The organism is Tenacibaculum discolor (genome assembly GCF_003664185.1).
Lineage (GTDB): Bacteria > Bacteroidota > Bacteroidia > Flavobacteriales > Flavobacteriaceae > Polaribacter > Polaribacter discolor.
The window spans coordinates 298,881-313,147 of the sequence record NZ_RCCS01000007.1 but is presented as its reverse complement, the minus strand read 5'-3'; the positions used below and the strand labels follow the sequence as shown (position 1 = coordinate 313,147).

The 14,267-nt window shown below is 31.2% G+C and carries 14 protein-coding genes; 5 read left to right on the top strand and 9 right to left on the bottom strand.

The features are described from left to right. Positions 1–115 precede the first annotated feature (115 nt). From C8N27_RS09950 to C8N27_RS09930, 5 genes are all read left to right on the top strand, one after another. The gene (locus tag C8N27_RS09950) at positions 116–1,594 is read left to right on the top strand and encodes a helix-turn-helix domain-containing protein (RefSeq protein ID WP_121147334.1); all 1,479 of its coding nucleotides are present in this window, start codon (positions 116–118) and stop codon (positions 1,592–1,594) included. Positions 1,595–1,652: 58 nt separating this feature from the next. Beyond that, the gene (locus C8N27_RS09945; protein WP_028891068.1) at positions 1,653–3,296 is read left to right on the top strand and encodes an acyl-CoA carboxylase subunit beta; all 1,644 of its coding nucleotides are present in this window, start codon (positions 1,653–1,655) and stop codon (positions 3,294–3,296) included. A 15-nt stretch (positions 3,297–3,311) separates the two neighbouring features. Beyond that, complete coding sequence (locus C8N27_RS09940; protein ID WP_121147224.1) at positions 3,312–5,303, top strand: DUF3352 domain-containing protein; 1,992 nt, start codon at positions 3,312–3,314, stop codon at positions 5,301–5,303. A 57-nt stretch (positions 5,304–5,360) separates the two neighbouring features. Beyond that, a complete protein-coding gene (locus tag C8N27_RS09935; protein WP_099216239.1) occupies positions 5,361–6,083 on the top strand; it encodes a YebC/PmpR family DNA-binding transcriptional regulator in 723 nt (240 codons plus the stop codon). A gap of 92 nt (positions 6,084–6,175) precedes the next feature. Continuing rightward, complete coding sequence (locus C8N27_RS09930) at positions 6,176–6,778, top strand: zinc-ribbon domain-containing protein (protein WP_121147223.1); 603 nt, start codon at positions 6,176–6,178, stop codon at positions 6,776–6,778. A gap of 4 nt (positions 6,779–6,782) precedes the next feature. On the opposite strand, the gene C8N27_RS09925 is transcribed toward C8N27_RS09930, so the two are convergent. From C8N27_RS09925 to C8N27_RS09885, 9 genes are all read right to left on the bottom strand, one after another. Further along, positions 6,783–7,826: an AMP-binding protein gene (locus C8N27_RS09925; RefSeq protein WP_121147222.1), complete on the bottom strand. Its 1,044-nt coding sequence runs from the start codon at positions 7,824–7,826 to the stop codon at positions 6,783–6,785. 25 nt (positions 7,827–7,851) lie between these two features. Beyond that, the gene (locus tag C8N27_RS09920) at positions 7,852–8,796 is read right to left on the bottom strand and encodes a CPBP family intramembrane glutamic endopeptidase (RefSeq protein ID WP_121147221.1); all 945 of its coding nucleotides are present in this window, start codon (positions 8,794–8,796) and stop codon (positions 7,852–7,854) included. Between the two features lie 2 nt (positions 8,797–8,798). After that, the gene (locus C8N27_RS09915; RefSeq protein ID WP_121147220.1) at positions 8,799–9,836 is read right to left on the bottom strand and encodes an o-succinylbenzoate synthase; all 1,038 of its coding nucleotides are present in this window, start codon (positions 9,834–9,836) and stop codon (positions 8,799–8,801) included. Between the two features lie 11 nt (positions 9,837–9,847). Continuing rightward, on the bottom strand, positions 9,848–10,366 hold the full coding sequence (locus C8N27_RS09910; protein WP_121147219.1) for an SRPBCC family protein: 519 nt from the start codon (positions 10,364–10,366) through the stop codon (positions 9,848–9,850). Positions 10,367–10,394: 28 nt separating this feature from the next. After that, a complete protein-coding gene (locus tag C8N27_RS09905) occupies positions 10,395–11,072 on the bottom strand; it encodes a metal-dependent hydrolase (protein ID WP_121147218.1) in 678 nt (225 codons plus the stop codon). Between the two features lie 4 nt (positions 11,073–11,076). After that, on the bottom strand, positions 11,077–11,895 hold the full coding sequence (locus C8N27_RS09900) for a DUF4349 domain-containing protein (protein ID WP_121147217.1): 819 nt from the start codon (positions 11,893–11,895) through the stop codon (positions 11,077–11,079). A 22-nt stretch (positions 11,896–11,917) separates the two neighbouring features. After that, on the bottom strand, positions 11,918–12,859 hold the full coding sequence (gene menA / locus C8N27_RS09895) for a 1,4-dihydroxy-2-naphthoate octaprenyltransferase (RefSeq protein WP_121147333.1): 942 nt from the start codon (positions 12,857–12,859) through the stop codon (positions 11,918–11,920). Positions 12,860–12,941: 82 nt separating this feature from the next. Beyond that, positions 12,942–13,346, bottom strand: a complete 405-nt coding sequence (locus tag C8N27_RS09890) for a hypothetical protein (RefSeq protein ID WP_121147216.1) — start codon at positions 13,344–13,346, stop codon at positions 12,942–12,944. Between the two features lie 100 nt (positions 13,347–13,446). After that, positions 13,447–14,226, bottom strand: coding sequence for a (Fe-S)-binding protein (locus tag C8N27_RS09885; RefSeq protein WP_099216248.1), 780 nt, complete (start codon positions 14,224–14,226; stop codon positions 13,447–13,449). Positions 14,227–14,267 lie beyond the last annotated feature (41 nt).

The window sequence follows — 14,267 nt, the reverse complement described above, 5'->3', positions numbered from 1 at the left end:
AAAAAAAGAACTCAAACAAAAAAGCGAACGTTCGCTAAAAACAAATAATTTACTAATTTTTATTAATTCGCTAATTTTTATACCTTTGAATTACGAATCTTTTAATAAAAACACCTTGGAAGAAGAATATATCAGATTAGTTTTCGGATTAAAGCTTAAGCAAATACGCACAGATAAAAACCTATCACTCTTTGGATTAGCTAAACTAACAGGATTATCAAAATCGTATTTAAACGAAATTGAGAAAGGAAAAAAGTACCCAAAAACTGATAAAATTGTTATTCTTTCTGAGAAGCTAGAAGTGCCTTATGACCATTTAGTTTCCCTAAAGTTAGATAAAAACTTAGCACCAATTGGTGAAATTTTACAATCCAAAATTTTAAAAGAGATTCCTCTTGACCTATTTGGTATTAAAGAAAATAATTTAATTGACATCATTGCCAATGCTCCTGCCAAGGTTAATGCATTTATAAGTACAATTATTAAAATTTCTCAAAACTACAATTTAACAAGAGAGAGCTTTTTTCTTGCTGCATTACGTTCGTACCAAGAGGCACACAATAACTATTTTGAGGATATTGAAACGAAGGTTACTGACTTTATTAAAGCATATCAAATAAACCCAAACAAACCTATTACTTCAAAAGACTTAGAAGAAATTTTAATTGAAGAATATGGTTATACAATTGATAGTGAAGAACTATCTAAACATCAAAAACTATCTGAATTAAGAAACATCTATATTCCAAAAAATAAAACGTTACTTATATATAATGATATAAACGAAGCGCAGAAAACATTCATTTTTGCTAAAGAGATAGCTTATAATTATTTACAGATAAAAAACAGATTATACACATTTCCATGGATTAAATTTGACAGTTTTGATGAAGTATTAAACAATTTTGTTGCTTCCTACTTTGCTGGTGCTTTAATTATTCCGAAAGATGATTTAATTCAAAAATTAACACAACTTTTTTCTTTAGAAACCTGGCAACCTATACAATTGCACAAAATTATTAGAAGCTATAACTGTTCTGATGAGACATTCTATCAACGTTTAACTAACATCCTACCAAGACATTTTAATATTAAAAATTTATTCTTTTTACGTTTTACACATAAAGAAGGCTCTCCTGTACATAGACTTTCTAAAGAGTTACATATTACTCAGCAACAATCTCCTCATGCAAATCGTAATAACGAACATTATTGTAGAAGATGGATTGCTATCAAAACAATTCAGGATTTAGAAGTATCAGAAGAAAAAAAATCTGCTTACGGGATTCAGATATCATCGTACGAAAATTCTCAAAAAGAATACTTAGTACTTTCTGCAGCTACCGCAGATCCTTTTAAAGAAAAAATTAATCGTAGCGTAAGCATAGGCATGTTACTTTCTCCACACTTAAAAAGAAAACTTCATTTTTTTGATGAAGATACTTTTATTAAAAAAACAGTGGGGGTAACTTGTGAAACTTGTGCTGTACAAAATTGTAACGAACGCGTAGCTGAACCGTATATTTTAATGAAGCAATCTAGAAATAAAGAAATAGAAAACACTGTTGAAAACATCATTCAATCGTATACTTAAACACCTTGTTTTATACGTTGTTTTTCTTATTTTAGCACACGCAAACAAATAACTTACCATGGATCTTAACTTCAATAAAAACGAAGACCACAATAAACTTTTAGTATCAGATTTACGCAGACGCTTTGCCAAAGTAAAATTAGGTGGCGGACAAAAACGTATTGATAAACATCATGAGAAAGGAAAATTAACTGCTCGTGAACGTATTGATTACTTATTAGACGATAAATCTAAGTCTATTGAAATTGCTGCATTTGCAGGTGAAGACATGTATCAAGAACACGGTGGATGTCCTTCTGGAGGTGTAGTTGTAAAAATGGGATATGTTAGCGGTAAGCAATGTATTGTTGTTGCTAATGATGCTACAGTAAAAGCAGGTGCTTGGTTCCCTATTACAGGAAAAAAGAATTTAAGAGCACAAGAAATAGCTATTGAAAATAAACTACCTATTATCTATTTGGTAGATTCTGCTGGGGTGTACTTACCAATGCAAGATGAAATTTTTCCTGATAAAGAACACTTCGGAAGAATTTTTAGAAATAATGCTGTAATGAGTAGCATGGGAATTACCCAAATTGCTGCCGTTATGGGAAGCTGTGTTGCTGGTGGGGCTTACTTACCTATTATGAGTGATGAAGCTTTAATTGTAGATAAAACAGGAAGTATTTTCTTAGCAGGTAGTTATTTAGTAAAAGCTGCTATAGGTGAAACCATTGATAATGAAACGTTGGGTGGAGCAACCACACATTGTGAAGTATCTGGGGTTACCGATTACAAAGCAAAAGATGATAAAGATGCTTTAGACACCATTAAAAACTTAATGGATAAAATTGGAGATTATGACAAAGCTGGTTTTAACCGTAAAGAAGCTTTCCCTCCAAAAGAAAATGAAGATGATATTTTCGGAATTTTACCAAAAGCTCGTAATGAGCAATACGATATGATGGAAATCATTAAACGTTTGGTAGATAATTCTGAATTTGAAGAATACAAGGCCGGTTACGGTCAAACAATTATTACAGGATACGCTCGTATTGATGGATGGGCTGTTGGTATTGTTGCCAACCAACGTAAAATTGTTAAATCAAAAGGTGCTAAAACGAAACCTAGCGAAATGCAATTTGGTGGTGTAATTTATAACGATTCAGCCGACAAAGCTACTCGATTTATTGCTAACTGTAACCAAAAGAAAATTCCATTAGTTTTCTTACAAGATGTTACTGGGTTTATGGTAGGAAGTAAATCTGAACATAGCGGAATTATTAAAGACGGAGCTAAAATGGTGAATGCTGTAAGTAACTCTGTAGTTCCTAAGTTTACGGTAGTTATTGGTAACTCTTACGGAGCAGGAAATTATGCTATGTGTGGTAAAGCCTATGATCCACGCCTTATTTTTGCATGGCCTAGTGCTGAATTAGCTGTAATGAGTGGAGCCTCTGCTGCAAAAGTATTATTACAAATTGAAACAGCTGCTTTAAAGAAAAAAGGAGAAGAAATTACTCCTGAAAAAGAAGCTGAATTATTTGACAAAATAAAATCGAGATATGATAATCAAATATCTCCTTATTATGCTGCAGCAAGAATTTGGACAGATGCTGTGATTAATCCTCTAGATACTAGAACTTGGATTTCTATGGGAATAGAAGCTGCTGACCACGCTCCTATTGAAAAGCCTTTTAACTTGGGAGTGTTACAAGTTTAAAACATAGAAAGCAGCATGAAGAGGAAGGTATTTTGGGCTATTATTGCCCTTGTAATTGGTTTTGTAATCTATCAGGTTTATATTTTCACCTTATCTGAAAATGACAATATAAAATCTATTTACTTAGTTCCTGATGATGCTGTTTTTATAGTTGATACTGAAAGACCTATTGATACTTGGGATGAAATAAGTTCAAGTCAAATTTGGACACATCTTCAAAAGAATCAACAAATCAATAAACTATCTGAAGGTATAAATAGTTTAGATGAAACTTTTAAAGCAAAAAAGGAAATTTTCGACTTTATTGGAGAACGTAACCTAGTTATTTCTGTACATGTATTTAGCCCAAAAAAATACGGGTTATTATATATTGCTGATTTACAAAAGTTCTCTAAACTCATCTTTTTAAAAAGGGCTATTAGTAATTTAGCTGGTGAGGACTATAAAGTAACCAAACGTGTATACAAAGAGCATGAAATTATAGAACTCTATAATAAGAAGACAAGAGAAACCTTACATCTTTCCTTTATTAAAAATCAGGTCGTAGCTTCCTACACTCACCTTTTGGTTGAACAATCAATTGACCAATACTTAAATCCTATTATTGGTCGTGATCTCAACTTTTTAGAAATAAAAAGAAAAACAGATACTGATGGCTTTTTTAATATGTACCTACAACATAAACACCTAAAAGACTATCTCAACTGTTTTACCAGTTCAAGTAATTTAGATTTCTTAAACAAAGAAGCATTCTTCTACTCTGGTTTAGATATATCAATTATAGAAGGAGTTATAGTCCAAGCTACAGGTTTTACAAATGTTGATAGCAACTCGCAAACCTACCTAAAAGTATTACAAAAATCTGGAGTTGGTAAGCGTAGTATTGCTAAAATAGCTCCTAAAAATACATCTTTATACCTTAGTTTCGCTTTTGATGATTTTAAAACATTTAATAGCAATTTAGAAAAGCTTCAACAAGAAAATCCAGCTGAATTTAAGATGTATACTGACCAGCTCGCTATGATTGAGGATAAATTAGATATAAATGTGTCTGAAAATATTTATAGTTGGATTGGTAGTGAAATAGCTTTGATTCATTTTAATACTGAGCTTTCAAAAAACAAAAAAGATATTGCCGCTATTATCAAAACTGATGACATTAATGATGCTAAAGAAAATCTTCAGCTTATTCTTTCTAAAATTAAAGAAAACACCCCTTTAAAATACAAACAAATAAATTATAGAGGTTATCCTATTAACTTTTTTGATTTAAAAGGATTCTTTAAAATGTTAGCTGGAAATATGTTTTCTAAAATGGAGAAGCCTTATTTTACAATTATTGATGATTTTATTGTTTTTAGCACTAGTCCAAATACTATTAAAGAAATTATTAATAATCACTTAATAGGATACACACTTGAAAGCTCTGAAAAGTTTGACGATTTTAATTATTATTTTGAAAAGAAATCTAGTGTATTTGCTTATGTAAACACACCTAACTCATATAAAGATCTTTTAAGTTTAGTTGACAGCAAAACTCGACGTGAACTCCAAAAGAATAAACCATACATAACTTGTTTTTCTCAAATTGGAATACAGCTAATTGCTTCTGATGAACTTTTTGAAAGCAATATTTCTCTCGTTTTTGAAGATCCAAAGAACATTGAAATAAGTATTAAAAAAGATAAAGAGTTAAAAGAAAAGTTACTGCTAGAGTTGGCTCCTTATAAAGACTCTACAAATACTCAAAATTCTACATCGTTTTTTAAACTACCTCCAATACATCCTTCAGATTTAAGTGCTAAGTCATACAAGGAGTATTATAAAAACGGAAAACTAAAGTTTGAGGTAGACTTAGATGATGGTTTAAAAGATGGCTCTTATAAATCTTACTATGAAAACGGAAATATAAAAGTCAAAGGACATTATAAAAATGATAAGCAAAGTGGAACTTGGAAAGCTTATGATGAGCAAAAAGGTGACGTTATTTTCAAAAAACATTTTTAATTGCAATATTTTATAGCATTAGTTACATTTGCCAAGCAAAATTAAAACAGAATACACATGGGAAGAGCATTCGAATTTAGGAAAGCAAGAAAGATGAAACGTTGGTCAGCTATGGCTAAAACCTTTACTCGTATTGGTAAAGATATCGTTATGGCAGTTAAAGAAGGTGGTCCAAACCCCGAAACAAACTCTCGTTTACGTGTTGTAATTCAAAATGCAAAAGCTGCCAACATGCCTAAAGACAATGTTGAGCGCGCTATTAAAAAAGCATCTGATAAAAGTACTGAAAACTATAAAGAAGTTTTATTTGAAGGATATGCTCCTCACGGTATTGCTGTTTTGGTAGAAACTGCTACTGATAATAATAACCGTACAGTAGCTAATGTACGTGCTGCTTTTAACAAGTGTAACGGAAATTTAGGAACTTCTGGATCTGTTGCTTTTATGTTTGACCATGTAGTTAACTTTAAGGTGAAGGAGGATTCGTTAGGTATGGATTTAGAAGAGTTTGAAATGGAAATGATTGACTTTGAAGTGGAAGAAGTTTTTGCTGACGAAGAAGATAGTTCAGTAATGCTATATGCTCCGTTTGAACAATTTGGTGCTATTCAAAAATATTTAGAAGAAAATAATATTGAAATTCTTTCTTCTGAATTTGAACGTATACCTACGACCACTACTGCCATTTCTGACGAACAAAAAGAAGAAGTAAACAAACTTTTAGAAAGATTGGAAGAAGATGATGACGTAAATAACGTTTATCATTCAATGGAAGAGTAGATTTCTATTTCTTTATAAAACTAACTTAAAAATCCAACGAAAATAATCGTTGGATTTTTTTTATATTTATCCAAACCAAACTTCTCACTATTATGATTTTCTACGGAACAAAAGGAGCGCATTTACACAGCGAAAAAGTTAGTGGTGTAAAATGTAATCACTGTGAACAACAAAACGCTCACACTATTAGTATTTTTGGTAAATACTTTTACATTTATTGGATACCTATTTTTCCTATAGGTAAAAAAGGGGTGTCTGAGTGTAACCATTGCAAAGCTACTTACGAACGTAAAAACATGAGCGAACAATTAAAACTGGCTCACGACAACGTAAAACGAAATGCAAAAACACCGTTCACACATTGGATAGGTTCTTTATTAATGGGAGCTATAATTCTCTTCGGAATTTACTCTGCACAACAACACGATAAGGATGTTGTTACCTATATTAATTCTCCCGAAGTTAATGATATTGTTGAATACAAGTCATCCGACAAAGCCTACTCTACCGTAAAAGTAACAAACGTTACTACCGACTCTATTTTCTTTGTTGCAAACTCTATGGAAATAAGCAAAAAAAGTAAACTTTACAAGATAGACAAAGAGAAAAACTATAACGCCGAACGATTCGGAATGAGTTTAACTGATTATAAAAAAGCTTTTGATGACAAAAAGTTTTTAGATGTTGATAGGTAAAAAACTATAATTCCACTAAATCCAACGTTTTTTTACGTTGGATTTTTTTTGTCTCCGTTTCAACAAATTCATTTACAAAATAAATTTCTTTAGGAGTTTCATATTTGGTTAGATTCTTTGCTTCGTTCAGAATAATATTACATTTTTCACCCTCTATGACAAGCACTAGCTTCTCTCCTAGTATCTTATCTGAAACACCAATAACAAAGAATCGATTCGAGATAATTTTAGAGAGTTTTTCCTCAATTTTTTCTGGATGTAGTTTGACTCCTCCAGAATTAATTACGTTGTCATAACGCCCTAACCATTCAAATTCTGTTTTTGAAATCAAGCGAACTACATCATTTGTTATAATTTTTTCTTCGGCTACTTTTGGCTCATCAATAACTAAACAATTTCGATTGTCTTGAGAGAGTCGTACTTTAGGAAGTACCTTATAGTGGGATTTCTCGCTATCGTTCGAAATGACATTGTTTAGCTTTTTAACAGCAATATGCGTAATTGTTTCTGTCATTCCATACGTAGCAAAAATTTCGGTCGATTTGTCTTGAATGGCTTCAATTAAATCATTTGCTACAACTCCTCCACCTACAATAAGCTTCTTTATTTTATGAATGTTCGCCAAAGAACTTCTTAACTGTAAAGGAACCATCGCAGAAAAATCATACTCTTTTACAATTTCAACTTTAGATGTTGGAGCAACTACATCAATACACCATCCTAAAGTAAGTGCACGCACTAGCATCATTTTTCCTGCAATATAATCAGTTGATAAACACAATAAAGCTGTAGTATTTTCTTCTAAGTTAAAAAAAGCTCCTGTAGCTTTTGCTGAGTTTATCATAAACTCTTTTTTTAACGAAATTGGTTTAGGTTTTCCTGTGGAGCCTGAAGTTTGCACAATTACAAAATCATTAGTATTAAACCAATCTGATAAAAATTGATATATGGAATCGTTTATAGACTTCGAAAAAGTTAACAATTCATCTTCCGAAGAAAAAGATATTCCATTTAACTGAAAGCTTTTATGAAAATTTAGATTCTTCACTACGTTCAGAACACTGTTTTTAAAGTTATTGGTTAATTATTTCTGGTTTTTCTATATTTCCAAACAGTTTTTTTTTCCAGTTTTTCCAACCATATTTTTTTGAAAATAATAGTAACATTAAAGGATACAGAACAAATACAGGCAAAAACATTTCTATACCAACTGAAGGGTCTGAAGTATCTACAAATAAAGCGTCTGTTTGAAAAACAGTCCAATCAGTTGTTACTAAGAATGCTGCTACAATATTGTTAATAGCATGTAAACCTAATGCTAACTCAGTTCCTTCATCCATTAAAGTCGTAATTCCGAAGAAGAAGCCTGTTCCTATATAAAAAACCATTGAAATATACCCTAGCTTCTCTACTTCTGGATTTGCTCCATGTAGTAATCCAAAAGCTACTGAGGTTACTATTAATGGAACCCATCTGTTTTTAAACCAAGTTCCTAATCCTTGCATAAAATATCCTCTGAAAAGTAATTCTTCAAAACTTGTTTGAATCGGTAAAAACAAAAATGATACTGCTACTAAAGTGAAAAAAGGAAGAGGTTTAAAATTCCAAGTATAATTTTCTGGAGATAAAAGAATATCAGAAGACACTACTATTATAGATAGTATTCCCCATACAAAAAAACCAAACCAAAAACGACTCCAGTCTATTTTTGCTCTGCTTGTTATAACTGTTTTAATTGCCCTTTTATGAATGTATTTTACTCCTAAAAACAATGAAGCTAATCCAAAAGCAAACATGGCAACCATCATAAATAAAAACAAGTTCTTATTTATTCCTAAACTCATAAAGCTATCATCCGCAGCTCTTAAAAACTCATTTGTACTTTCAGAATGTAAAACCGCTGTAACAGCTAAAGGAATTACACCTATAAATTGCCATCCAAATAAAACTATAAAAATAACTAGTAGGTATAAGTACCACTGATTTTGCCCTTTATATGCTTGTTGTATAAAATTCATTGTTAAATATTAAAGTTCCAATTTCTATCTACATTATATCCTAAACTGCCGTTTGAAACTTCTAACGGACTTTCAAAATTATTGGTAAACAAACTTCCTGTTCCTAACCCTTGTGGTAATGGATTGTTTAACGTGTACGTCCATTGTGCGATTGCATTTAACCCTAAGTTACTTTCTAAAGCACTAGTTATCCAATTACCTGCGTTATGGTTAGATGCTATTTGAACCCATTCGTTACTTCCTTTAAACCCTCCAACCAAACTAGGTTTTAAAATGATATATTGAGGTTGGATTGTAGCAATACATTTTTCTTTTTCTTCGAAAGAGAATACTCCTATCAACTCTTCATCTAAGGCTATTGGTAATGGAGTTTTTTCACATAAACTTGCCATTTCTTGCCACTGACCTTGTTTTATAGGCTGTTCAATAGAATGTAGCTCTAATTCAGCTAGCCTTTGTAATTTCTCTAAAGCGTTTTCAGGTAAAAATGCTCCATTGGCATCTACTCGTAACTCTATTTCTTTGGCTGAAAATTCTTTTCGGATAGATTGTAATAATTCAATTTCTGTATTAAAATCTATCGCTCCAATTTTCATCTTTATAGTAGTAAAACCTTGTTGCAACTTATCTTTTATTTGCTGCTGCATAAAAGCTTTATCTCCCATCCAGATTAATCCGTTTATATAAATTTGCTGTTTTCCTTTGGTGAAATCTGATGGAAATAATTCAAATGGTGTTTTACTTTCTAACGATAAAAAGGCCTGCTCTAATCCGAATTGTATCGACGGGAACTCAATAAGTTCGGGTAACAATTTCTCTAAACCTAAATTAATATTGTTACTTACCCATTGTAATTTTTCTTCATAATCAGGTTTATCATCAGCACTTAAGCCTCTGAACAATCCACATTCTCCAAAACCTTTCTTTTCTTCATTTTCTAAAATTAAAAACCAGGTTTCTTTAGTTCTTAAAACTCCACGAGAAGTTCCGCTAGCTTGCTTAAAATTCAGCAAATATTTATGGTAGGAAGCTTTTATCAATTGTAAGTTTTTTAATTATGAGCTTCAGAAGCTTTTTTAAAATTATCTAAATATTGTTGACTCATTCTTTTTAAAGATCCTTTAAAGTATGGAAATAAGCAACTCATTACATAAGAATCACTAGTACAAGTAGTAGTTTGTAGTATCTTGGTTTTATTTCCTTCTGAAGTAAACGTATAATCATCCGTTTTTAGCATGTTTTCTGCATCAAAATGAAGAGTTAATTTTTCATTTTGCTTATATGCTAATACTTCTTCAGTCGTCGTTACTAATTTCCCTTGGTTTTCAACAACTACTTTATACTTACTCCCTATCTTATCTGGTTTTTCTTCTAAAATTTCAATTGATTTTACCTCTGGCATCCATTCTTTCATTAATTCTTCATTCTGAAAATCAGAAAAAACTTTATCAATTGGTTTGTTTATTGTTACTTCATTAGTGTAAACAACTTCTTGTACTACTATTCCTGTTAAAAAAAATGCAAGAATTAAAACTGTTATAGCTCCTAAAATTATTTTGATTGTTTTCATGTATATAATACCTCAATAAAAAGTTTACTTAAATAGTTATTGTTTGTCCAATTTCTAAAATGACCAATTCCTTTTTAGCTTGTGTAAACTTTTCTTTGGCTTCGTCTATATCTATTTGTATCGGAGGGAAAGTATTAAAATGACACCCTATTACCTTATCACAAATTACTAGGTCACTAGCTATGATAGCGTCATCAACTCCCATTGTAAAATTATCTCCTATTGGAAATATAGAGGCTGTTAAATTGGTTGACATCGGTATTAATTGCATATCCATTGTTACCGCTGTATCTCCTGATATGTATAATGATTTTTCTCCTGCGGAAATTACGAATCCTCCGGGTTGACCTCCATAGCTTCCATCAGCAAACGAAGAGGTGTGAATTGCATTTACGTATTTAGCTGAAAAGGTATCGTTAGTATAAGTACCTCCATGATTTACTGGATGTCCTTTAAGTTTTTTTGCTTCATAATAAGTTACAATCTCATAATTTGAAACAATTATAGCTCCAGTTCTTTCTGCAATACGTTCTACATCTAACACATGATCTTGATGTGCGTGTGTAAGTAATATATAATCTGCTTTTACTTGATCTACGTTTATATTAGTAGCTAATGGGTTTCCTGTAATAAAAGGGTCAACTAATACGTGTGTTCCGTTAATTTCAATACCAAAACATGCGTGACCGTAAAAAGTGATTTTCATGTATTTATTCTTTTCGTTTAATTCGTTTTTTAATGAATATAATTAGTAAAACTATTAAAAGTATAAATGGCCAAATGTTTACCAAACCGATAAAAAACCATTTTATATTATCTACTCCATTACCAAAAGCATCAGCTATACGTCTACCAAAGCTTTTTGAATAAGTTTTACTTACTTCTTTTTTATAAAACCTAATTGTTAAGGTTGAAAACGACACTTGATTTTGTAAGTATTTTAAACGTCCTTCCATCGACTCTATTTCTGACCTTACATTTGTTAGTTCTCTTTCAACTTCTAAAATTTCTTTTACCGAACTAGCTTTTTTTAGTATTTCACTATATCGTTGTTCTAATTCTTTTTTTACTTTCAAACGTGCTTGTATATCAAGAAATTGTTCTGTTACATCGTTTACAGAAATATTCTTATTATCAAACCTCTCAACTTTTGATGAAATCTCATTTAAAAAAGCATCAAAACTTTCTGAAGGAATCCTAACCGTTAAATTTGAAGTAATATTTTGAGAAGATTTGTACTCGTTATCAGCAGAAATGTATCCGTTATATTTTTTAACTGCTTGCTCTATGTGATTTCTTGTCTCTAATAAAGCATCTGTCTCAAATAAAATATCACCTGTTTTAATAAGTTTTCTTTCAATTGTTACTTCTTTATTCTCTGGTGCAACTTCTGATGATTCTACAATCTCTTCAGTAATATCAAAATTCCCTGAAGTTTTAAGCTCTCCATAAGAATTTGGATTCTCTCCTTTACTATTGCAGCTAACAAATAATAGAAACGCTCCGAAAAAGACTAAAATAGTTCTCATAGTGTTAAATTTTCTTGGGAAGTTACAAAATTTGACCTAATCCGAATAAAATTGAAAATAAAAAGGTACTAAGAGCTACTTTTTTTAACTCCCCATCTAATAGAGCTTCTTCTTTATTTTTATAGACAAAAAATAGGTGTTTTAGTAGAGGAATATAAGCTATAACAAATAAAAATTGATATGGTGATTTAAACTTGATTACCGTATATAATAAAGCAACTATAAAAGACACTATAATTAGAAAGTAATGATACATTTTTGCAGATTCTGCTCCCATTTTTACCACAAGCGTATTTTTTCCTGACACCGCATCATTCTTTCTATCTCGCATATTGTTTAAGTTCAATACCGCTGTACTTAACAGTCCAACAGTGATTGCTGGTAGAAAGATTGTAAAATTTAGTTGTTTCGTGTATAAAAAGTATGTTCCGACTACAGCTAATAACCCAAAGAAAATAAAAACAAAAACATCTCCAAATCCACTATAACCATAAGCAGACTTCCCAACAGTATATTTTATGGCTGCTACTATCGATGCTATTCCTAATCCAAAGAAAATTACTGAATATAAAAAGTTATCTTTTCCAAAGGAAACATAAATCAGTAAAAATGCAATAATAGTCGTAACGACTCCTGTAACAATCATTGCATTTTTCATTTGTTTTGGTGTAATTGCTCCTGAAGCTACCATACGTGCTTCTCCTTCTCTTTCATTATCCGTGCCTTTTACACCATCTCCATAATCATTGGCAAAGTTAGATAATACTTGAAAACCGATTGTAGTTATAATTGCTAACCAGAAAATTACTGTTTGGAAAAATAATGGACAACCAAAGCAACAAAAAAAACCTTCGGAATTATTTATATAATCATAATTACCTATAGCGGCTCCAACAATAATTCCTGAAACAGATAGTGGTAGGGTACGTAAACGTGCTGCTTTTATGTAGTTTTTCATTGAGATAGTATGATTTTCAAAGATAAGTTTTTTAGACATAAAAAAAGGAAAGCTTAGCTTTCCTTTTATCTTAAAGTATATGAGTGGTTTATTTATTCACCACCGCATCAAAACCTACATTTATTCCTGGTTTATCTATAAAATATTCTCTTTTGTCAACTAAAACGTTATCTCTAAATATTTCCATTGTTATTGTATAAATACTAAAGTTATCTGTGGCTTTATCTTCGTATTCAAAGGCTAAATTAGCTGCAAAGTTAATTTCACCTGTGTATGATTTCTTATAAGGAAAAACATTAGTTGTTGTAGTGTTATCATACTTAAAAAAACCTGATTCTAGAAAAACAGTTTTAATTCTTCCATTATTATCATTACTCGTACTTGTAATGTTAAACGTTATTGTTGCCAAGGTTCCATTTCCATCAATAGATAAATCCGTATCATCACATGATGTTAATAAAACTAAGCACAGGAAAGTAAAAAGGTATCTCATTCTTTTTTATTTTTTATAATTATTTTTCAACAAACTTACTATAAAGAAAAAAGTGTGCTACTCTCGTAACACACTTTTAAGAAAACTTTATATTTCTTTACTAAAGGTTATTTGCTTCAGCAATTAACTCTGCAATATCTTTTACTTGTATTTGTGATTCCTTTTCTTTGAATTTTACACCGTCTGTCATCATGGTATTACAGTAAGGGCATCCAGTAGCAATAATTTGCGGATTCGTTTCTAATGCATCTTCTGTTCGCAACACATTAATATCTTTATCTCCTTTTTCTGGTTCTTTAAACATTTGTGCTCCTCCTGCTCCACAACATAATGCTGTTGACTTATGACGCTTCATTTCTGTCATTTTTACTCCTAAACGACGAATTAATTCACGTGGACTTTCATATACATCATTTGCGCGACCTAAATAACATGGATCGTGATATGTTAAACGTTTTCCATTTAAGTTTTCATCTTCGATGGTTAAACGTCCTTCTTTAATTAACTTGCTAATATATTGAGTGTGATGATATACTTTATACTTTCCTCCTAATCCAGGATATTCATTTTTTAAAGTATTAAATGAATGTGGATCGCAAGTTACAATCGTTTTTACTTCGTAAGCATTTAATACTTCAATATTAGTAACTGCTTGCATTTGAAATAAAAACTCGTTTCCGGCACGCTTTGCTGCGTCTCCTGTTGAACTTTCTTCGGTACCTAATACTGCAAAATCAACTCCTGCTTGTTGTAATATTTTTACGAAAGCTCTTGTTATTTTTTTTGCTCTATCATCATAACTTCCTGCAGCTCCTACCCAAAACAACACTTCTGGTTGTTTTCCTTGAGCCATCATATCTGCCATTGTTGGTACGTTCATAATTCTTTATCGTTTAATTGTTGAACTGTTTTTTTGTTTAC

Coding starts and splice junctions, on each gene's coding strand:
- C8N27_RS09920 (WP_121147221.1), bottom strand. CDS start 8,796: ATGAATTTTATACAACAAGCATATAAAGGGCAAAATCAGTGGTACTTA.
- C8N27_RS09935 (WP_099216239.1), top strand. CDS start 5,361: ATGGGAAGAGCATTCGAATTTAGGAAAGCAAGAAAGATGAAACGTTGG.
- C8N27_RS09930 (WP_121147223.1), top strand. CDS start 6,176: ATGATTTTCTACGGAACAAAAGGAGCGCATTTACACAGCGAAAAAGTT.
- C8N27_RS09940 (WP_121147224.1), top strand. CDS start 3,312: ATGAAGAGGAAGGTATTTTGGGCTATTATTGCCCTTGTAATTGGTTTT.
- C8N27_RS09945 (WP_028891068.1), top strand. CDS start 1,653: ATGGATCTTAACTTCAATAAAAACGAAGACCACAATAAACTTTTAGTA.
- C8N27_RS09905 (WP_121147218.1), bottom strand. CDS start 11,072: ATGAAAATCACTTTTTACGGTCACGCATGTTTTGGTATTGAAATTAAC.
- C8N27_RS09910 (WP_121147219.1), bottom strand. CDS start 10,366: ATGAAAACAATCAAAATAATTTTAGGAGCTATAACAGTTTTAATTCTT.
- C8N27_RS09885 (WP_099216248.1), bottom strand. CDS start 14,226: ATGAACGTACCAACAATGGCAGATATGATGGCTCAAGGAAAACAACCA.
- C8N27_RS09890 (WP_121147216.1), bottom strand. CDS start 13,346: ATGAGATACCTTTTTACTTTCCTGTGCTTAGTTTTATTAACATCATGT.
- C8N27_RS09900 (WP_121147217.1), bottom strand. CDS start 11,895: ATGAGAACTATTTTAGTCTTTTTCGGAGCGTTTCTATTATTTGTTAGC.